Annotated in this window: 15 protein-coding genes; 10 read left to right on the forward strand and 5 right to left on the reverse strand. The window is 63.9% G+C overall.

Going from position 1 to position 19,362, the window contains the following annotated elements; all coding sequences use genetic code 11:
* Position 1 precedes the first annotated feature (1 nt).
* The 4 genes from IEV83_RS00475 to IEV83_RS00490 are packed head-to-tail and all read left to right on the forward strand — an operon-like array spanning position 2 to position 4,574.
* Positions 2-1,294 carry a TRAP transporter large permease gene (locus IEV83_RS00475; protein WP_181758307.1) on the forward strand — a complete coding sequence of 431 codons (1,293 nt, stop codon included), beginning with the start codon at positions 2-4 and terminating at the stop codon, positions 1,292-1,294.
* Positions 1,295-1,304: 10 nt separating this feature from the next.
* Positions 1,305-2,477, forward strand: coding sequence for a CaiB/BaiF CoA transferase family protein (locus tag IEV83_RS00480; RefSeq protein ID WP_181758308.1), 1,173 nt, complete (start codon positions 1,305-1,307; stop codon positions 2,475-2,477).
* Positions 2,477-3,592, forward strand: a complete 1,116-nt coding sequence (locus tag IEV83_RS00485; protein ID WP_181758309.1) for an acyl-CoA dehydrogenase family protein — start codon at positions 2,477-2,479, stop codon at positions 3,590-3,592. The genes IEV83_RS00480 and IEV83_RS00485 overlap by 1 nt, the downstream gene beginning before the upstream one ends.
* 10 nt (positions 3,593-3,602) lie before the next feature.
* Positions 3,603-4,574 (forward strand): acyl-CoA dehydrogenase family protein, encoded by a 972-nt coding sequence (locus tag IEV83_RS00490; RefSeq protein ID WP_181758310.1) that lies wholly within the window; start codon positions 3,603-3,605, stop codon positions 4,572-4,574.
* Positions 4,575-4,614: 40 nt separating this feature from the next.
* On the opposite strand, the gene IEV83_RS00495 is transcribed toward IEV83_RS00490, so the two are convergent.
* From IEV83_RS00495 to IEV83_RS00505, 3 genes are all read right to left on the reverse strand, one after another.
* Positions 4,615-6,222, reverse strand: a complete 1,608-nt coding sequence (locus tag IEV83_RS00495; RefSeq protein WP_244628011.1) for an MBL fold metallo-hydrolase RNA specificity domain-containing protein — start codon at positions 6,220-6,222, stop codon at positions 4,615-4,617.
* A gap of 141 nt (positions 6,223-6,363) precedes the next feature.
* Positions 6,364-8,202, reverse strand: coding sequence for a PHA/PHB synthase family protein (locus tag IEV83_RS00500; RefSeq protein ID WP_181758311.1), 1,839 nt, complete (start codon positions 8,200-8,202; stop codon positions 6,364-6,366).
* A gap of 519 nt (positions 8,203-8,721) precedes the next feature.
* Positions 8,722-9,510 (reverse strand): Crp/Fnr family transcriptional regulator, encoded by a 789-nt coding sequence (locus tag IEV83_RS00505; protein WP_181758312.1) that lies wholly within the window; start codon positions 9,508-9,510, stop codon positions 8,722-8,724.
* A gap of 467 nt (positions 9,511-9,977) precedes the next feature.
* Between IEV83_RS00505 and IEV83_RS00510 the strand changes: the two genes are divergently transcribed.
* The gene (locus IEV83_RS00510; RefSeq protein ID WP_181758313.1) at positions 9,978-10,796 is read left to right on the forward strand and encodes a Crp/Fnr family transcriptional regulator; all 819 of its coding nucleotides are present in this window, start codon (positions 9,978-9,980) and stop codon (positions 10,794-10,796) included.
* Positions 10,797-10,958: 162 nt separating this feature from the next.
* Here IEV83_RS00510 and IEV83_RS00515 read toward each other — a convergent pair whose 3' ends face one another.
* The gene (locus tag IEV83_RS00515; RefSeq protein WP_181758314.1) at positions 10,959-11,378 is read right to left on the reverse strand and encodes a CBS domain-containing protein; all 420 of its coding nucleotides are present in this window, start codon (positions 11,376-11,378) and stop codon (positions 10,959-10,961) included.
* Positions 11,379-11,763: 385 nt separating this feature from the next.
* Here IEV83_RS00515 and IEV83_RS00520 point away from each other — a divergent pair, with 385 nt between their 5' ends.
* A complete protein-coding gene (locus IEV83_RS00520; RefSeq protein WP_181758549.1) occupies positions 11,764-12,414 on the forward strand; it encodes a phosphoribosyltransferase in 651 nt (216 codons plus the stop codon).
* Between the two features lie 282 nt (positions 12,415-12,696).
* Positions 12,697-14,601, forward strand: coding sequence for an ATP-dependent zinc metalloprotease FtsH (ftsH, locus tag IEV83_RS00525; RefSeq protein ID WP_181758315.1), 1,905 nt, complete (start codon positions 12,697-12,699; stop codon positions 14,599-14,601).
* A 215-nt stretch (positions 14,602-14,816) separates the two neighbouring features.
* Here the strand turns inward: ftsH and IEV83_RS00530 are convergent, their stop codons facing one another.
* Positions 14,817-15,383 (reverse strand): LuxR C-terminal-related transcriptional regulator, encoded by a 567-nt coding sequence (locus tag IEV83_RS00530; protein ID WP_181758316.1) that lies wholly within the window; start codon positions 15,381-15,383, stop codon positions 14,817-14,819.
* Between the two features lie 117 nt (positions 15,384-15,500).
* On the opposite strand from IEV83_RS00530, the gene IEV83_RS00535 reads away from it, so the two are divergent.
* Genes IEV83_RS00535 through IEV83_RS00545 form a run of 3 tightly spaced genes read left to right on the forward strand, consistent with a single transcriptional unit; the run spans position 15,501 to position 19,360 of the window.
* Positions 15,501-16,676 carry a thiolase domain-containing protein gene (locus tag IEV83_RS00535; protein WP_181758317.1) on the forward strand — a complete coding sequence of 392 codons (1,176 nt, stop codon included), beginning with the start codon at positions 15,501-15,503 and terminating at the stop codon, positions 16,674-16,676.
* 28 nt (positions 16,677-16,704) lie between these two features.
* Entirely contained in the window at positions 16,705-18,216 is a 1,512-nt protein-coding gene (locus tag IEV83_RS00540) for a class I adenylate-forming enzyme family protein (protein ID WP_181758318.1), read from the forward strand.
* A gap of 58 nt (positions 18,217-18,274) precedes the next feature.
* The gene (locus IEV83_RS00545) at positions 18,275-19,360 is read left to right on the forward strand and encodes a C4-dicarboxylate TRAP transporter substrate-binding protein (protein WP_181758319.1); all 1,086 of its coding nucleotides are present in this window, start codon (positions 18,275-18,277) and stop codon (positions 19,358-19,360) included.
* Positions 19,361-19,362: the final 2 nt, after the last annotated feature.

The raw sequence follows: 19,362 nt of genomic DNA on the forward strand, positions 1-19,362 counted from the left end.
CATGTCTCCTGTCCTGATCGGCCTTCTGGGTTTGGCCGCGCTGCTTGCGGTCATCCTGCTCAATGTCCCCATCGCCGCCGCCATGGCCGCGGTCGGCGTCCTCGGAACCCTGTTTCTCGATGCTCAGGCCTCCGTCTTTTCCCTGTTCGGCACCGCCACCGTGCAGGCGCTTTCCTCGCAGGAACTGATTGTCATTCCGCTGTTCATCCTGATGGGCGGTTTCGCGATCATCGCCGGCCTGTCAAAGGAGATCTACCGCCTCTCCCATGCCTGGATCGGCCACTTTCGCGGCGGTCTCGCTCTGACCACCGTCGGCACCAGTGCGATCTTCGGCGCGATCTGCGGCTCGTCCGTCGCCACCACGGCAACGATGGTGCAGGTCGCCTTGCCGGAAATGCGCAAGCGTGGCTATTCCAATGCGCTGATTGCCGGCTCCATCGCCGGTGGCGGCACGCTCGGCTCGCTCATTCCGCCGTCCGTGATCATGGTCGTCTACGCCATTCTCACCCAGCAGAGCGTGCTTGACCTGTTCCGGGCGGCGATCATTCCCTCGATCATGGCCGTGCTTCTCTACTTCGTGGCGATCCGGCTGGTCCTCTTGCGCAATCCGCAGGATGGCGAGGCCCTGCCGCGCTCCACCTGGGGCGAGCGGGCGCGTGCCACCGGACAGGCCCGGCTGACGCTGATGGTCGCCGGCGTGATGCTCGGCGGCATCTATTCCGGCATCTTCACCGTCAACGAAGGAGCGGCCATCGGCGTTCTGATGGTGCTGGTGACCTGCCTGGTTCGCCGCCGGCTGACCCGTGAGAACTTCATCCAGACGCTGATCCGCGCGGCCTCCAACATCGGCATGATCTATCTGATCCTGATCGGGGCGGAGATCTACAAGAGCTTCCTCACGCTTTCCGGCCTGCCGGCCGCGACGGTCGATTGGGTCGGCGGTCTTGACCTGCCGCCGCTGCTGATCGTGTCGGTGGTGATCCTGCTCTACATCCTGCTCGGCTGCCTGTTCGACGCCATGGCGGCAATGATCCTGACCATGCCCTTCGTCTTCCCGCTGGTGGTCGGCCAGCTCGGCTACGATCCGGTCTGGTGGGGCATCATGAACGTCATGATCATCGAGATCGGCATGATCACACCGCCGGTGGGCATCAACATCTTCGTGCTGCATGGCATGCGGCCCGACCTGAAACTGAGGCAGATCTATGCCGGTCTGACGCCCTTCGTGCTCATCGACGTGCTGCGCATCGTGATCTTCCTGCTGTTCCCCGGCCTGATGCTGGCCCTCGTCTAAGGAGACAGACATGTCGACCGCTTCCGGCCGTCCGCTGGACGGGGTGAGGATTCTCGACTTCACCCGCGTTCTGGCCGGCCCCTTCTGTACCGCGTTGCTTGCCGATATCGGTGCCGACGTCATCAAGATCGAAAGCGCCACGGGCGACGATCAGCGGCATATGGGTGCCGTTCGCAATGGCCACTCGATCAATTTCGAGTTGATCAACCGCAACAAGAAAAGCCTGTGTCTCGACCTCAAGTCCGAGGCCGATCAGGAGACCGTGCGCCGGCTGCTGCCCTCCTGCGATGTGGTGGTGGAGAACTTCCGCCCCGGTGTCGCCGCGCGGTTGGGGCTCGATCACGAGACCCTGTCGGCGCAAAGGCCGGACCTGATCTACTGCTCGATTTCCGGCTTCGGCCAGGAGGGGCCGCTGGCGCGGGCGCCGAGCTACGACGTTGTCGCGCAGGCCATGAGCGGCTTCATGAGCGTGACTGGCGAGCCGGACGGGTCGCCCGTCTTTGCCGGGGATTCCATCGGCGACACGGTGCCGGGCATCTACGCCGCCTGGGCGATCTGTGCCGCGCTGTTCAAGCGTGAGCGGACAGGGCAGGGCGAGCGCATCGACGTGGCGATGTTCGACAGCCTGTTCTCGCTCCTGCCGACCGCGCTTTCGCAGCTTCAGTCGACGGGGGAGGCGCCGCAACGCTCCGGCGCGATCCATCCGCTGTCCGCCCCCTTCGGCGCCTATCGCGCCGGCGACGGCTATTTCATCCTGGCCGTGGCCAATCGTCCTTTGTTCCAGCGCCTGGCGGAGTTGATCGGGCGCCCGGACCTTCCCGACGATCCGCGCTTCGACAGCGATCAGAACCGGCGTGCCAACGAACCGGCGCTGCGCGAGATCCTCGAAGGATGGGCAGGCGCCTTCTCCGCCACCGAGGTCATTGCCCGGCTGGAAGAGCACGGCATCCCCGCCGCGCCGATCTGGGATGTCGCGGAAGCGGCGGCCAGCCCGCAAGTTGCGGCGCGCAACCTTCTGACCCGTCAGGTCGCGACCGCCGCCGGTCCGCTCGACCTGCCCGAACAACCTGTCGTCTTTTCCGGCTCCCCGCGTGGGCAGCAGGCACCGGCGCCCGCCCTCGGCGGCGACCGTGCGCATGTGGATGCGATCCTCGCCAAGAGCCGAGAACAGGAGAATACCTGATGGATTTGGCCTTTTCGCCCGAGGACCGGGCGTTTTTCGATCACGTGAAAGCGACCCTCTCCGCTGAACTCGATCCGGAGATCGCTGCCAAGGTGCGGCGCAACGAGATCCTGGAGCGGGCCGAGCACCTGCGCTGGCAGGATGTGCTGGCTCGGCACAACTGGCTGGCCGCCGGCTGGCCGGCGGAGTTCGGTGGGCCGGGTTTCACGCCCACCCAGCGCTATCTGTTCGAACAGGCCTATGGCGCAACCTATGCGCCGCCGCCGGTTCAATTCGGCATCACCATGGTCGGACCGATCATCTATACCTATGGCAATGAGGCGCAGAAGGAGCGGTTCCTGCCCGATATCCGCCAGAACAAGGCGTGGTGGTGCCAGGGCTATTCCGAGCCGGGGGCGGGGTCTGATCTTGCCAGCCTGCGGACCACCGCCGTGCGCGATGGCGATGCCTATGTGGTCAACGGCCAGAAGACCTGGACGACCTGGGCGCAATGGGCCGACTGGATGTTCTGTCTGGTCAAGACCGACCTGACGGTGAAGCCGCAGGCGGGCATCAGCTTCCTGCTGATCGACATGAAGACACCGGGCATCACCATTCGCCCGATCCGCACCATCGACGGCGACACCGAGATCAACGAAGTGTTCCTCGACAATGTGCGGGTGCCGGCCGAGAACCTGATCGGCGCGGAAGGTCAGGGCTGGACCTATGCGAAGGTCCTCTTGGAGCATGAGCGCTTCATCATGTCCGGCTCGTCCCGCTCGCGCCGCGATCTGGATGCCCTGCGCGCGCTCGATGATGGCCAGTTCGCCGAGCGGTTCCGGCAGCTCGATGTGGAGCTTCTGGCGCTGGAATATCTGGAGCTGCGCCTGCTCTCCACCATGAATGCGGGCCAGAACCCGGGTCCGCGCACCTCGGCCCTGAAGATCCGGGGAACCGAGATCGCGCAAGCCATCTCGCTGTTGCGGCTCGATATGGCACGGGCTTGGGCCGCGCCGCTTCCCGACATTTTGTACAACGCCGAGGAAACCTGGCTGAACCTGCGCAAGCTGACCATCTGGGGTGGCTCGAACGAGATTCAGCGCAACGTCATGGCCAAGGTCGTGCTCGGCATCTGAGGAGGCGAAGATGGATTTCGAACTGAACGACACCGAGCGGATGCTGGCTGACAGTCTGGCCCGTTTCGAGGAGCAGGCAATCGGTTGGGACGCGGACCGGCAATGGGCGCACAGCCGGGAAATGGGCTGGCATTGCGCCTCCGTGCCCGAGGATCAGGGCGGTTTCGGCCTTGGCCTCAACGGGCCGTTCCTGATCGCCGAAAGCTTCGGCGCGGCACTCTCGCCGATCCTCTGGCAGTCTTTCGCGGTGCTGCCGGCCATTGCGCTCGGCGCGCTTGCCGAAACCGGCGACAGCGCACCGCTCGATGCCTTTCTTGGCGGCGAGCGCAGCTTCTGCATGCTCGCCGGGACCGGCACGACCACGGCGGAGGGCGCTTGCGTGCTGCGCAAGCCGCAGGACCTTGAGGCCGATGTTTATCTCGCTCTGTTGCCGGCGGGCGAAGGGCAGGCACTTGCACTGATCGAGGCTGGCGACCTGCCGGCGCCTTTGTCGGAGGAAAGCTGGATCGATGGCCGCCGGATGGCTGAGGTTGCCGTTCTGCCGACCGCGCATGCCGGGGTGCCGGTCTCCTCGGATCTGGCGGCGCGCCTGCGCATCGCCGCCGAGGTGACGGCTGCCGCCGACCATCTGGGCGCCATGCGGCAGTTGTTCGATCAGACGCTGGAGTACACCAAGACGCGCAACCAGTTCGGCCGGGCGCTATCCGCCTTCCAGGCGCTTCAGCACCGCTTGGTGGATATGTCGATCGCTCTGGAGGAAACCCGCGCGCTGGTGATGGCGGCGGCCATGGCTGCCAGCCAGAACCATGAGGACAGCGGCCGTCTGGCATCCGCCGCGTGGAGCAAGGCTTGTGCCGCAGGTCAGAAGGTGGGCGAGGAAGCGATCCAGCTTCATGGTGGCATCGGCATGACCGAGGAATGCCAGGTCGGCACCTATGTCAAACGGATGATGCGCAACGCTCCGGTGATCGCCGCCGCGTGAAGCGGGGCGGGGCTTTGCTCTGATCAAGGTCGGCGGACCGTCACTCCTGGGCGGTCTCGTCCTCTTGCAGCGCACGCTGCAGGCGCCGGATCAGGATATCGCGCGAGCGTTCGTCGGCGGCGCCGGCCAGGGCATCGTTGATATCCAGAATGAGCCGCGACACGTCGTTGTGCCAGTCCAGCCGGGCGATCTTTTCCGGACCAAGGCGCGGCGGCGTCGGGATGGAGAGGCGCTCGACGCCCGTTCGCGTCAAGGCAAAGCTCTCGTCGAGCACTGGCCGCAGCACATGGCGGAGATCGACGATCCCCGCCAGCCGCTCCGCCAGCCCGTCAATCGCGGCTTCTTCGCCATGCACCAGAAACAGGTCGTGGCGTAGCGGCAGCCGGGCCTTGATCCAGTCGACCAGTTCGGTGCCATCGGCATGGCCGGAGTAAAGGTCGAGCGAGCGTATCCGTGCCCGCACCTTGAACTCCTCGCCCTGAATACGCACCGAGCGCGCCCCGTTCTGCAGAATGCGTCCCAGCGTGCCTTCGGCCTGGAAACCGGTGAACAGCACGGTCGCTTCGTCGCGCCACAGCCAGTTCTTCAGCCGGTGGCGGATGCGCCCTGCATCGCACATGCCGGAGGCGGCAATGACGATGTGAAACCCGCGCACGTGGTCGAGGGCAATGCTCTGTTCCCGGGTCTCGGTGACGTGCAGGTGCCGGGACGCAAGGCCGCGCATCAATACGGCCCCTTCTTCCAGCTCCTTGTTGTGCTTGGCAAAGACTTCCGTCGCCCGGGTGGCGAGCGGGCTGTCCACATAAATCGGGATCGGCGGCAGCCTGCTTTCGGCGATCAGGCGGCTGAGGTCGCTGATCAACTCCTGTGCGCGTTCCACCGCGAAGGACGGGATCAGCAGTGCGCCATTCGGGTTGGTTGCCGCGCGCACTTCCTCGCACAAGAGTTCGCGGCGGCGTTCGGCGGTGGCGTCGATGCGGTCGCGGTCGCCATAGGTGGATTCGCAGATCAGGTAATCGATCCCGCTTGGGCCTTCCGGATCGGGGTGCATCAGCTTGTAGTCCGGCCCGATATCGGCGGAGAACAGAAGCCGCAAGGGCTCCGGATTGTCCTGCTGTGCCACTTCGATCTCGATCGAGGCCGAGCCGAGCAGATGCCCCGCATTCCAGAACCGGGCGCGCACGCCGGGCAGAACAGCGAACCACCTGTCATAGTCATGCGCACGGAACTGCATGAGGCAGGCCGCCGCATCGGCGCCGGTATAAATCGGCGAGACCTGGCCGCGATTGCGGCGGGCGGCGCGGCGGTTGAACTGTTTGACCTCGTATTCCTGAATATGGGCACTGTCGGGCAGCATCACCCCGGCCAGATCGGCGGTTGCCTGGGTGGCGTGGATCGGCCCCTTGAACCCGTGCCGCACCAGCTTGGGCAAAAGGCCGGAATGGTCGATATGCGCGTGGCTGAGGATCACCGCCGTGATCTTGTTCGGCTCAAACGGGAAGGGGCGGTAGTTCAGCTCCTTCTCTGTCTTGGCCCCCTGGAACAACCCGCAATCGATCAGGATCTGGCCGTGATCGGTCTCCAGCCGAAAGCAGGAGCCGGTGACGCCCCGCGCGGCGCCATGGAAGGTCAAGCGTGGATCGGGCATCAGGTTTCCTTCCGGTTCGTGCCGCGCCAGCGGGGAGGGCGCTTGAGTACCTTCCCCCAAAATAGGTGCGATTTTCGAACCGGAACATGCTCCAGATCAAAGGCAGGTGCATTCTGAGGCCTGGCACCCGCCGAAAGGGTGCTATGTCTGGTGAATATAGGCGCCCGGCGCTGCCGCGATCGGTGCGTAGCCCTTCTCCGGAGCTCCCATGGCGGGCACATCCGCCTTGCCGCGGCTGTTGTCCGTCAGCCATTGCGACCATTCCCCCCACCATGAGCCTTGCCTGGGCGCATGTCGGGCGAGCCATGCGTCGGGGCCGACATAAAGCGCGCCGGCCGGGCGCGGCGAGATGCGATAGTGGCGCCCCGGATGGCCCGGCTCGCTGAGGATGCCGCCGTTGTGGCCCCTGTTGGTCAGCACGAATGTCAGATCGTTGTCGGTGAACAGCTTGGTCTTGTAGACCGATTTCCATGGGGCGATATGATCGGCTTCCGTGCCGACCACGAACATCGGTGCGCGAATGTCCTTGAGGGCAATCACCTGGCCTTCGACCGCGAAACGCCCCGCCGAGAGCCGGTTTTCCAGGAACAGGCCGCGAAGATACTCCGAATGCATGCGCGCGGGCATGCGCGTGGTGTCGGCATACCACACGCCCATATCGGTCGGCGCGTCTTCCTGCCCGAGAAAGTAGCGTCGCACGGCGCGGGAATAGATCAGGTCCTCGGCGCGGATGGTGGCAAAGGCACGGGCCATCTGCGGCCGGTCGAGATAGCCCTGATCCCACATCATGTCTTCAAGGAAGGCCACCTGGCTTTCATCGAGGAACAGCAACAACTCGCCGGCCTCGGCGAAGTCGACCTGCGCCGCCATCAGAGTGATCGAGGCCAGCCGGTCGTCGCCGTCTCGCGCCATGGTGGCTGCCGCGATGGCGAGGATCGTCCCGCCAAGGCAATAGCCGACCGCCTGCACCTTTTCTCCCGGCACGATGGCGTCGATGGCATTGAGCGCCTCCATGACCCCGTGCTTGCGGTAGTCCTCCAGAGAGAGCTCGGCTTGCTCGGCGGTGGGATTGCACCACGAGATCACGAACACGGTGAAGCCCTGTTCGACGAGGTATTTCACCATCGAGTTTCGCGGCGACAGATCGAGAATGTAGTACTTCATGATCCAGGCCGGGACGATCAGGATCGGTTCGGCCTGCACCGTTCCGCCCTTTGGCGCATACTGGATCAGCTCGAACAGGTCGTTGCGGAACACCACCTCGCCCGGGGTGCAGGCCAGGTCCTTGCCGACCTGATACCCCGGAGGGGCGGGGATATGCGCCTGCGTCATCGTATGTAGGAAATCGCGGGCGAAGTGAACGGCCCCTTCGCTCAGGTTCCGGCCCCGGGTCTGAACCGTTGCTTCGATGATCTCCGGGTTCAGCGCCGGGAAGTTCGATGGCGACATCAGATCCAGCATCTGACGCATCATGAAGCGGGTCCGATCCGCATCGTCGGGCTGGAGGCCTCGCAAGTGATCCGTCGCGTAATTCCACCAATCTTGCGCGGCGAGAAAGCCTTGAGCCCAGATTTCAAAGGGCGCCCTGTTCCAACCGGCGTGTGCGAAGCGATGGTCATGAGCCTTGGGCGCAAAGGGCGGTTCGGCAGCGTCATCAATGTTCAGAAGATAGTTTGTCAGCTTGAATACGTTCTCCTGAGCGTGCTCGATCAGCTCAAGCTGCCGTCCGGGAGAGCGGGCCATATGCAGTGCCCAATCGCTCCAGGCCTCGATGAAGGCATGAGGGGACACGCCGCCGGTCAGGCGGGCGGCGGTCGCCCGCACCGTGCGATCAAGATTTTCGTGCGGATGCGCTGGCGCTGTTTCGGTATCCGGTTTGGGCGGGGGATCGCTCTGAGGGCAGATCAGGGCGCGCAACTGGGCGCCAGCCTGGTCTTTCCCGGCCGGCCGCGCCGTTTTCCTCGCTTTGTGTGCGGTCATGTCTGCCTCCCGGTATCCGACCGATCCTGTCTGCCCCCAGGTTCCTGCGGCCCTTCCCAAGCCGCCGCGCCGCCGCAGTCATCGCGCGAACCCGGCGCGCGGATCGGTCATCGGCAACCGCGATGTTCGATCCCGATTGCGGTCGGTCCTCCCGCACCGAACGCATCGTTTCGCCACTATCGGCGATACGCGAGGTGCAAGCCTACGCCGCCAGTGTGTCGCATTCGCGGCCATGCCTTCCGCGAAGAGGCAAGACGTCCTGGAACCGATCGGCACAGATGCGCGCCCGGCGACCGGAGAGACCCGCCATGCCAGGGAGATCGCCTTGCCTTGGTCGGATGAGGTGAGAACAGGGCGCGCGAAAAGCTCTCTCCTCTCGGGCCATCCATGTTCCGGGATAAATAACCTTGAGGCAGAGGGTGCGCATTGATGAATGTCAATGGTTGTGCTTTGTCTGAAGTGCACCCTCTTGGGAGCGAAGCTGTATCGATCTGGGCCACGTGCATTGATGGCTGTCAATCAGGCGGCGATATCTCGCCTGTTGTGGCGCCGCGCGGCCATGGCGGCCTGCGGTGGGGCGCAGTCCGCTCTTGGGTCCATGCCGGCAAGGCGGGCCAGAAAGGCCGGGTCGGCGATCCAGTAGCGGTCGGGAGCCAGGGTCTTCACCAGCCCCTTCTCCGAAAGCTGGCTCATCACGCGGCTGATCGATTCAACCGTGGTGTTCGAGAAGGCGGCCCAGTCTTTTCGGGCAAGCTCAATGGTGACGATGATGCTGCCGTCCGGCCGTGGGGTGGTTGGCATGGCCCTGGCGGACAAGACGAGAAACGCCAGGATCCGTTCGCGGCAGGTCAGGGCGCCGCGTTGCCAGATTGTCTCTTGCAGACGTGCAAGCTGGTCGGCCGTCGCTTGCAGCAGGCCAAGGCGGAACTGTCCGTCTGTCGCCATCATGCGCCGTACGGTTCGATCATCGAATACACAGATTTCGGCATCCGTTGCAGCTTCCAGTGAGTAGCTGAGGCTGTGTCCGGGAAGCTCGCCAATGATGTCCCCCGGAAAGGCCAGATCGAACACCGTGCGCCGCCCGACCCGGTTCAGTCTTTCCTTGCGCAGGTAGCCCCGACGGAGCATGCCGATGGTGCCGTGCTGCTTGCCTTGTTCGAACACCAGGCCGTTGCGTGGAATACGGCGCAACCGAACCGGCCTGGCTCGCGGCAGGTCGGCAGCCTCGACGAGACGACATAGCGAGGCACCGCGCAGGGCGCAGTGAAGGCACCTGTCGGGTATAGACCGGGCAACGGTTTGGGGCATATCCGCTCTCCTACCGTGAAGGTCGCTGATAGGGTGCGTCTGAACTGTTCCGCCTGCGCCGCCCTTGCAGTCTGGCAAAAGAGGCTCCGCGCTTTCAGCTCAGGACCAATAACGAGGCTGAAGGGGACCGTCGGGCGACCTTGCCGCTGCATCCCGTCGTTCGGCTCTTCGCAATCCGTGGCGGTCGCCTCGATCCGACTGCCCAACCGCCTGCCCGATCGCCTGCCCGATCGCCGAACGGCTTCCGGAATCGCGCGTGTGTGCAGGATGCGCGGCTACTCCTAAAAATGCATATGCCGTCAGCTTCGCCACAGTCTTGATAATACGCACTTCAGGCTGTCCGCTGCAAACGGGAAATGAATCTCCTTTCATCGCCAGAGGATTGCGAATGTTTCCGGAGAAGGGGGCAGTTTAGGTGTGAGGAGGTGCCGCCGAACGATCCTTGTGGCTGTGGTATTATGCCGGCAATGAAACGCGAAGACATGTCAACATGTTGTGTCGATGGTGATTTTGTTGCAGCGCTGCTCGAGGGTGCGATGGGTCGGGAACGTGCGAATTGGCTTCCATCTTGTGGTGGTTGCGGGCTGGCGCAGGTGCCATGGCTGGCGAGCTTGCCTTCGGAGACCAGGCAGGAGTTGGCGGCGCTCTGCCGGCTCAGGAGCTTCCGCGCCGGAGAAATCGTCGCGCATGAGGGGGAGGAGCCCGATTTCGTCTGCTGTGTCTTCACGGGGATCCTGCGGATGCAAAAGACCCTGGGCGATGGCCGCCAGCACATTGTCGGGCTCTTGTTCGAGGGAGATTTCTTCGGGGGCATGGGAGAGGAGCCTCTGGCGGTCTCCATCGAAGCGGCCAGCGATGCCGAAGTCTGTGCCTTTCCGCGCGGGCCTTTCAAGGCGCTTTTCCAGCGGTCTCCGGATCTTGGCCAGGGCGTTCTCCTGAACGTGCGCAGTGAATTGGACCGGGCCCGCGACTGGATGGCCATTCTGGCAATTCCGAAGGTGCGGGGCCGCGTGGCCGGCTTTCTTTTGGCGCTCTGCTCCCGGTTCGGCGGCATGTCCGCCATCAAAGGTTCCGGACACGGGACGTTTGAGGTGAAGATTCCGATCAGCCGGGCCGATCAGGCCAATCTCCTGGGCGCGCGCCCGGAATCCATCAGTCGCGCCTATCACGCGCTGGCCGATGATGGAAAAATCGTGATCGCCCGCCCGGACCTGATCGAGATCCGGAACATCGACGCCCTCGCCGCCGAGGCGGACGAAGGGGAGATGGACGCTCGCGATCGCTGAACGGCGTGAGGCCGCCGTCATCATCGCGCAGCAAAGGGAAGCCGCTTGGCGATTGCCCGCCAAACGGCTTTGCCGACCTCCGGTGGCGTCAGATTGGGCGCCACACTGGGCGTCAGATTGGGCGCCACACTGGGCGCTAAGCTGGGCGTCAGGGGCGGGGCGTCAGGCGTGGTGCTCGGCCACCGCGTGCAGAAGCTCGCCCGAAAGCTCGTGATTGACCGCGTGTGCGATGTCGCCGAGACCGAGCATGCCCACCAGGCGCTTGTCTTCGTCGATGACCGGGAGACGGCGGATCTTCTTCTGGTCCATCAGGTGGATGGCATCCTCGACCGTCTCGTTGGTCCGGCAATAGACGATGCCCTTGGTCATCACTTCCTCGACCGTGGTCTTGTCGGGATCGCGTCCCGCAGCCACGATCCGCAGCGCGATGTCCCGGTCGGTGATCATGCCGATCAGCTTGTCGTCCTTGCCCACAGGGATCGCACCGATGTCGTCCTTCTGCATCATCCGTGCGGCCTCGCAGACCGGAGTATCGGCACTGACCCAATCGGCGTGCTCATGCATTGCCTTGCGAATGTCCATCAGCGCGTCCTCCATTCTGAGATGAAGCGACAGTATGGACGTTTGTGGCGGCGGTCTCATTGATAGCCGTCAACGATGCGACCAGAACGAAAGGCGCGCTTGCAGGTGCGTCAGGGGATGAGGACGGCGGCGCCCGACAGAGTGCCCTCGCGCAGTGCGGACAAGGACGGTTGGCACAAGCTCTCCCGCGGCGGGTAAGATGATCGCAGCATCCAGCGGGGCGGGAGGGGCCTCGTCCGAGCCGCCGACCCAGCGAGCATTGGGAGGTCCTCCCGGGCGGTTCCGGACATACTTCCAGGGAGCACCTTCCTTGTGACAGAGAGGCCCGGCTCTTTCATTGCGCGCGATCAATGCACCACGCCATCCCCTCCGGTAGTCCTGTATGATGGATGATCAGGAAAGGGTGTTTACCAACCGGGCCGAGGCGGGACGGCAGTTGGCGGCTCGGCTCGCGTCCATGACCCTGGATCGCCCGGCGGTCTATGCGCTTCCGCGTGGCGGTGTGCCTGTCGCGGTGGAGATCTCGCGCGCGCTTGAAGCGCCGCTCGATCTGGTAATGGTCCGCAAGATCGGTGCGCCGTCGAATCCCGAGGTGGCGCTGGGCGCTGTTGTCGAAGGCGCGGTGCCCCAGACGGTCCTGAATGAGGATGTCCGGCGGATCTCAGGTGCCGATGAGGCCTATATCGAGCGCGCCCGGACCCGGGAACTGGCCGAGATGGAGCGTCGCCGCGCCCTTTACCTCGGCGACCGTGAGCGGCTTGACCCTACGGGACGGACGGCGGTCCTCGTCGACGACGGTCTGGCGACCGGGGCCACGATGAAAGCCGCGATTGCCGCGATCCGGCGGCAGGGGGCCGCGCGCATCGTGGCGGCCATTCCCGTCGCGCCGGAGGACACGCTTGTCGAGATCGCGGCGCTGGCCGACGATGTCGTCTGCCTGATCCCGTCGCGCGCGTTTCGCGGGGTTGGCGGGTTCTTCGCGGATTTCCACCAACTCACCGATGAGGAGACGATCGGTCTGTTGCGCCAGGCCTAGAGTGCGCAGGTTCGGACGAGCGGGAGCGAGGTGCGTTCGGTCTCGATCTTTACAACATGACCGCCTCCATCGCCGCCGTGCTGATCTATCGAGGCCGCTGCGGTGGCGCACGAGCGCTATGGCTGTCTGGAGCCCTGGTCGCGTAAATCGCGCCGAAGGCCGATGTCGCAGCGTGGCCTTTCCGGAGAGAGGCCGGTTGCCGCCGTTGACCTGCGTCAACGACCTTGAGCGAGCGATTTGCGAGGGTTTAGGCTACAATAGCTGAGGCGCGAGCGTGGCGACATGGGCAACAGCGGACAAAAACAACCCGGCGACGGCTCCAACGGCTTGCAATGGCTGATATGGGGACTGTTCAGTGCGGTCCTGATGATGGCCGTGCTCAGCAACGCCCTGTTCGACACCCGTACGGGGCCGAGCACCGTTCCCTACAGTGTGGTCAAGAAGCTGATCCGTGACGGCCAGGTGGTCTCCGCCGATCTGCAGGAACATGCCATCGTTGTCACCACCAGTGAGGCCAATGCGGCCAAGGTCGAGGCGTTCCGGGCGGTGACCCCGGCCCAGGGCGATCCGGAATTGTTGCCGCTTCTGGAGCAGCACAACGTGGAGATCCGCGCCGAGGCGCCGGCCGGGGTTTCGCTGCTGACCTACATCTTGCCCTGGATCGTCATTCTCGCGGTTTACCTGTGGCTGCAGCGGCGGATGATGGGCAACATCGCCGGCGGAAACGGGGGGCTTGCCGGCGGCCTGTTGGGGGGGCGTTTTTCCAAGCCGAGCGCTACCCGCGAGAAGGTCATCTTCAGCGACGTTGCCGGTCAGGATCAGGCCAAGAAGGAGGTGGCGGAACTGGTCGATTTCCTGCGCGATCCGCAACGGTTCGAGCGGGTCGGTGCCAAGGTTCCCCATGGCGTCCTGCTGGTCGGTCCGCCCGGAACCGGCAAGACGCTGCTGGCCAAGGCGCTGGCCGGGGAGGCGGATGTTCCGTTCTTTTCCACCTCCGGCTCGGAATTCATCGAGATCTTCGTCGGGGTCGGCGCGGGGCGGGTGCGCAAGATGTTCGAGGCCGCGCGTCAGGCGGCGCCCTCGATCATCTTCATCGATGAGCTCGACAGCATCGGGCGCACGCGCGGCACCGGGCTTGGCGGCGGGCATGACGAGCGCGAGCAGACGCTGAATCAGATCCTGGCCGAACTCGATGGTTTCGCCGCGCGCGAGGCTGTCGTCGTGCTGGCGGCCACCAATCGGCCCGACGTGCTGGATCCGGCGCTGTTGCGCCCCGGTCGCTTCGACCGTCATGTGACCTTGAACCTGCCCGACAAGGCCGCGCGCCGGGCGATCCTTGGCATCCACGCCCGGGACTTGCCGCTGGAGGATCCGGCTGATCTGGATGTCATGGCGGCGGGCACGCCCGGGTTTTCCGGCGCCGATCTGAAGAACCTGCTTAATGAGGCGGCGATCACCGCCGCCCGCCGCAACGGGCAGCGCATCAGCCGCGACGATCTGGGCGAGGCGCGCGACAAGGTGATGATGGGCACGGTGCGCTCCCTCGCCATCCGGCCGGAGGAAAAGCACCGCCTTGCCGTGCATGAGGCGGGTCATACCGCCGCCGCCTATTTCACGCCCGGGGCCGATCCCTTGTACAAGGTCACGATCATTCCGCGCGGACATGCGCTGGGCGGCACCCATATGCTGATGGAAAGCGAGCGGCATACGCTGGATGAAGCCTATCTGCGCGGGCAGCTTGTCACGCTATTGGCCGGGCGGTCCGCGGAAAAACTGCTACTCGGCACCGTCAGCTCCGGCGCCGATGACGATATTCGCCGGGCGACGGAGCTGGCCCGGTCGATGGTGGCGCGCTGGGGCATGACCGAGGGGCTGGGGCCGGTCGATCTGCGCCAGAGCGAGGACCATCCCTTCCTCGGCCAATCCATCGCCCAGCCGCGCAACCACGCCGATGCCACCGCAGCCCAGGTCGACGCGGCAATCATCGACTTGTTGAAGGACGCCGAAGCCCAGGCGGTGAGCGTTCTCACCGAGCATCGCCCCCGGGTCGAGCGTCTTGTCGCATCGCTGGAGGCCAAGGAAACGCTGACTTTCGATGAGATCCGGCAGTGCCTGGAACCCGACAACAAGGTGACGCCGCTCAAGCGTCCAAAGGGCGGAAGGGAGGACGCCCCGCCGGACCTTTGAATGACGCACTCCAGACCTTGAACGTAAACCGGAAAGGGACGGGCGTGCGGGTGGTCATGATGACCGGCGACCATCTGGCCACGGCGGCCGAGATTGTGCGGCAGGCCGGATTGGGGGAGGAGGGGGTATCCTCGCCTTGTCCGGACGCGAGTTGGCCGAACCGGGGAGCGATACCGCCGACCGGCTCTCGGGGCCGGACTTGATGGCGGCCGGTGTCAGCTCTGGACGATCATCTTGGCGACCAGTTCGGCTGCGTTGTGAACATCGAGTTTTTTCATGACGGAGCTGCGATGGACCTCGACCGTGCGGGGGGAAATGCCCATGGCCTGTCCCGTCTCCTTGCTGGTGTAGCCATTCACGATATATCGCGCGACTTCGCGTTCGCGCGGGGTCAATGTGGCCGATGTCGCCGGTCTGTTTTCCAGATGTTCAAAGGTCCAGACCATCAGCCGAAAGGGATCGTCCGGGGTCAACGTCCGGCCTGCGGCGCGGGTCCATATGATCTCCCCGCTGCGGCATTGCATGAACCGCTCATCCACATAGCGCGGACGGCCCTTGAGCCACCGTTGCCACTTCGCGCCGGTCTTCTCGTAATCGACACTCGATGGGTAAAGGATCCGGATGGACTGCCCCTCAAGCTCGTCCCGGGTCCAGCCGAAGATCCGTTCGATCTCCGTATTGACCCGTCGAATGACGCGATTGGACAGCACCATGAGGCCGATCGGAGCATCCATGAAGCCGGTTAGATCGAGGTCTGCCTCGGAAATCTGATCGTAGCTCATCGGGGCTCCCTTTTTCGCTGCATAGGCATCTACGTAATTTCTACGTAGATTTCTACGTAAATACACGTGTTGCTGCCATGCGTTTTTTTCCTGAGCCTAGTGCCAGGAGGAAATTTCATGAACACAGACATCTACATCACCGGTTCCGGTCACACCCGTTTTGGCCGTTTGGAACAAAGCCTTGAGGAGCTGGTTGTCGAAGCGACCCGCGAGGCTTTGGAGGAGGCTCAGATCCCTCCTGCCGAGATTGATGCAGTGTTTCTGGGACACTTCAATTCGGGACTGGTGCCAGATGGTTTTGCGTCGTCCCTGATCCTGCAAGCCCATCCCGATCTGCGCTTCACGCCTGCCTCGCGCTGCGAAAATGCCTGCGCCTCGGGTGCAGCGGCGTTCCATGCCGGACTGAATGCCATTCGCGGCGGGCGCGCCCGGAATGTGCTGGTCGTGGGCGCGGAAAAGATGACCCACCGCTCGACACCGGATGTCACCGCCGCCCTGGCGGGGGCCGGATATCAGGGGGATGAGGCCGAGGCGGGGTTGAGTTTCCCGCAGGTGTTCGCCATCGCGGCGCAGCGGTATGCCGAACGGTATGGCGATCCAGCCGACACGTTTGCGCGGATTGCCGCCAAGAACCACGAAAACGCAATGAAGAATCCCTTGGCGCAGATGCACAAGGCATTGCCCTACGAATTCTGTCGCGAGGTGAGCGAGAAAAACCCCCTGATCGCGCCGCCGCTGCGGTTGAGCGACTGCTCTTTGGTCACCGACGGCGCCGCCGCAATCGTGTTGAGCTCCGATCAGGCCCATGCCGCAGATGCGTCGACGCGGGTTCTGGTGGCCGCCGCCGAGCACGTCTCCGATTTCCTGCCGATGAGCCGCCGCGAATTCGTGGACTTTGAAGGCCCGGAGCGGGCCATTCACATGGCCTACAAGGCGGCGGGGATCGACGTTTCCGATCTTGATTTCGCCGAGGTTCACGATTGTTTCACGCCCGCCGAATTGCTGATCTACGAAGCAATGGGCCTTGCTCAAAAAGGGCAGGGCGCCCGCGCTCTGGCTGAGGGAACGGTTTATGCGGACGGCCGTACGCCGGTGAACCTGTCCGGCGGCCTCAAGGCCAAGGGCCATCCGGTCGGCGCCACGGGCATTTCCATGCTTGCACTGGGGTTCCGGCAATTGACCGGGCGTGCCGGCGCGATCCAGCGCGATGGCGCGGAATGGGGGCTTGCCTTCAACATGGGTGGGGCAGCCGTCGCCAATTACGCGACGGTTTTGAAGGCCGACCGCGCCTGAAACAGACATTCCAAAGACCGACAAGATCATGAACATCGCAAACTGGCTGTATCAGACGGCCTTGTCATGGCCGAGCCGTCCAGCCCTGTATGAGGGCGACGTGTTGCGTCAATCCTATGCCGAGCTCCTGCAGTCGACCTGCAACCGAGCGGCTTGGTTGCGCGCCGAACACGACGTTCAGGCGGGCGACAGGCTGGCGATTTTTGCCAAGAATGCCCCTGAGTACATCGAACTGCTTCATGCCTGTTGGTGGCTTGGCGCCGTGGTGGTGCCGATCAATTGCAAGCTTCACCCGAGAGAAGCCGAATGGATCATTCGGGATTCGGAAGCCAAGGCGGTTTTCACGCAAAGCGGTACGGTCTTTGCCGATCAGCCGGATATCAACGAGACACCCCTGAGTGCCTCCGGCGCGCGGGATGAGAAGATCACGGCGCCTGCGCCCGTTGAGGGGCAGGATCTCGCATGGCTGTTCTACACCTCCGGGACGACAGGAACCCCGAAAGGCGTGATGCTGAGCCATGACAACTTGCGCCAGATGACCCTTTGCTACGCCCTGGACGTGGATTGTGCGCAGTCTGAAGATCATATGCTCTACGCCGCGCCGATGTCGCATGGGGCGGGGCTTTATATGTTCGCGCAAATTCGCGCCGGTGGCGCCCATCTCGTCCCCGCATCCCATGGGTTCGACAGCGAGGAGATCATCGACCTTGCCAGGACACGGGGGCAGCTCGTTTTCTTTGCGGCCCCGACAATGGTCAAGCGGCTGATCGCTGCCTCCAAAGCGCAAGGATATGCGGGCGAGGGCATTCGTACGATCATCTATGGCGGGGGGCCGATGTATGCCAATGACATCAATGAAGCCCTCGCGTGTTACGGCCCCCGCTTCGTCCAGATTTACGGTCAGGGCGAAACGCCGATGACGATTTCCGCTCTTGGCCGGGACCTGGTCGCGGACCAGTCGCATCCGCGCTGGCAGGCGCGCCGCGCCTCGGTGGGGATCGCACAGGGGGCCGTGGCTCTTGCGGTGCTCGGGGCGGACGGAACGCCTCTGCCAACGGGGGCCACGGGCGAGATTTGCGTCAAGGGGCCGACCGTCATGAAGGGCTACTGGAAGAACCCGCAGGCCAGCGCGGAAGCCCTGAAGGACGGGTGGCTGCATACGGGCGATCTCGGGCATCTGGACGAGGACGGGTTTCTCTATCTCACCGACCGCTCGAAGGATGTGATCATCTCCGGGGGGACGAATATCTATCCCCGGGAAGTCGAGGAGACGCTGCTGCGTCACCCGGCCGTGTTCGAGGTTGCCGTGATCGGCGTGCCGGAGCCGGACTGGGGTGAACAGGTGGTCGCCTATGTGGTGTTCGAACAAGGGCGAAGTGCCAGCGTATCGGAACTCGACAGTTGGTGCCGTCAGCATATAGCGGCGTTCAAGCGGCCCAAACACTACGAGTTCGTCAAGGACCTGCCCAAGAACAGCTATGGGAAGATTCTGAAAACGGAACTCAGAACCCAGGCCGGATCTGGGACGACGCCGGTGTGAACCGGAAAACAAGAGAACCGGGCCGGAGGAGCTCGGTCTCACTGGAGGAGAAAACGCCATGAGAAGACGTGATTTTCTGAAAGCGACGGGTGCTCTGGCTGGCGCCGGATTGTTCTCGAGCCTGCCCGGTTTGGCGCATGCGGCGACATCGCTGAAATTCGACAGCTATGTGAGCGAAACCGCCGGACCGTCCTGGATCGATCGCTGGTTCTTTGAAGAACTGGAAAAGCGCACCAACGGCGAAATCGGTATGAAATATTACTGGGCCGGAAGCCTCAACAAGGTGGGCGAGCATCTTGGCGCGGTGCGCGATGGGACGAGCGACGCAACCCTGATTTCGCCGGGCTATTACCAGGCCGAACTGCCGGTCACGCGCGGGCTTGAATGGTATTTCCGCATGGAGCGCGCCGATGAATTGCAGCTGGTGTGCCGCGATGTGTATGAAAACTTCGCGCCGCTGCGCCAGGAGTGGGAAGACCGGCATCGCTCCAAGGTGCTTTACTGGACCAACTGGAACTACGCGCCCCTGATCCTGCGTGAGCCGATCACCTCGCTCGCCGATCTCAAGGGCAAGAAGATCCGCGCCTATGGTGTAGCCACCGATGTGATCGAAAGCTTTGGCGGCATCGCCGTGCCGATGGCGGCGGGCGAAGTCTATCAGGCGCTTGAGCGCGGCGTGCTCGATGGGGTCTACGGCTTCGATTTCGTGACCGCCGTGGCCTACAAGCTCCACGAGATTGCCCCGAATTTCCATGACATCGGTGACGGTCCGCATGCGCCGGCGTTAACGGTCATGAGCCGGCGCGTCTGGGACGGCCTGCCTGCCGCCCATCAACAGGTCTGCACCGATCTGGCCGATGAGCTCTACGCGGGCAAATTCGCGGAAATCTACAACAAGGCATTGGCCGACTACGTGCAAAAGGCTCTCGCCGAAGGCGTCACGCTGTCCTCACTGTCCGATGAGGAGAAGGCCAAGGCCAAGGCCACGGTTCAGCCGGCTCAGGTCGACAAATGGATCGAGACGGTTGCCGGGCCGAATGGCATCAATGGCGAGGCCATGCAGAAGGTCGTGGAAGAGGCGATCTCGCGCCACGCGGGCACCGGGACGATGAAGCGTCCGGTCGAAATCGCGGCAGACCTTTAAGC

This window comes from Stappia taiwanensis, assembly GCF_014635285.1.
GTDB classification, from domain to species: Bacteria; Pseudomonadota; Alphaproteobacteria; order Rhizobiales; family Stappiaceae; genus Stappia; species Stappia taiwanensis.

Coding starts and splice junctions, on each gene's coding strand:
- IEV83_RS00515 (WP_181758314.1), bottom strand. CDS start 11,378: ATGGACATTCGCAAGGCAATGCATGAGCACGCCGATTGGGTCAGTGCC.
- IEV83_RS00545 (WP_181758319.1), top strand. CDS start 18,275: ATGAGAAGACGTGATTTTCTGAAAGCGACGGGTGCTCTGGCTGGCGCC.
- IEV83_RS00490 (WP_181758310.1), top strand. CDS start 3,603: ATGGATTTCGAACTGAACGACACCGAGCGGATGCTGGCTGACAGTCTG.
- IEV83_RS00540 (WP_181758318.1), top strand. CDS start 16,705: ATGAACATCGCAAACTGGCTGTATCAGACGGCCTTGTCATGGCCGAGC.
- IEV83_RS00495 (WP_244628011.1), bottom strand. CDS start 6,222: ATGCCCGATCCACGCTTGACCTTCCATGGCGCCGCGCGGGGCGTCACC.
- IEV83_RS00510 (WP_181758313.1), top strand. CDS start 9,978: ATGAAACGCGAAGACATGTCAACATGTTGTGTCGATGGTGATTTTGTT.
- IEV83_RS00485 (WP_181758309.1), top strand. CDS start 2,477: ATGGATTTGGCCTTTTCGCCCGAGGACCGGGCGTTTTTCGATCACGTG.
- IEV83_RS00500 (WP_181758311.1), bottom strand. CDS start 8,202: ATGACCGCACACAAAGCGAGGAAAACGGCGCGGCCGGCCGGGAAAGAC.
- IEV83_RS00475 (WP_181758307.1), top strand. CDS start 2: ATGTCTCCTGTCCTGATCGGCCTTCTGGGTTTGGCCGCGCTGCTTGCG.
- IEV83_RS00520 (WP_181758549.1), top strand. CDS start 11,764: ATGGATGATCAGGAAAGGGTGTTTACCAACCGGGCCGAGGCGGGACGG.
- IEV83_RS00535 (WP_181758317.1), top strand. CDS start 15,501: ATGAACACAGACATCTACATCACCGGTTCCGGTCACACCCGTTTTGGC.
- IEV83_RS00505 (WP_181758312.1), bottom strand. CDS start 9,510: ATGCCCCAAACCGTTGCCCGGTCTATACCCGACAGGTGCCTTCACTGC.
- ftsH (WP_181758315.1), top strand. CDS start 12,697: ATGGGCAACAGCGGACAAAAACAACCCGGCGACGGCTCCAACGGCTTG.
- IEV83_RS00480 (WP_181758308.1), top strand. CDS start 1,305: ATGTCGACCGCTTCCGGCCGTCCGCTGGACGGGGTGAGGATTCTCGAC.
- IEV83_RS00530 (WP_181758316.1), bottom strand. CDS start 15,383: ATGAGCTACGATCAGATTTCCGAGGCAGACCTCGATCTAACCGGCTTC.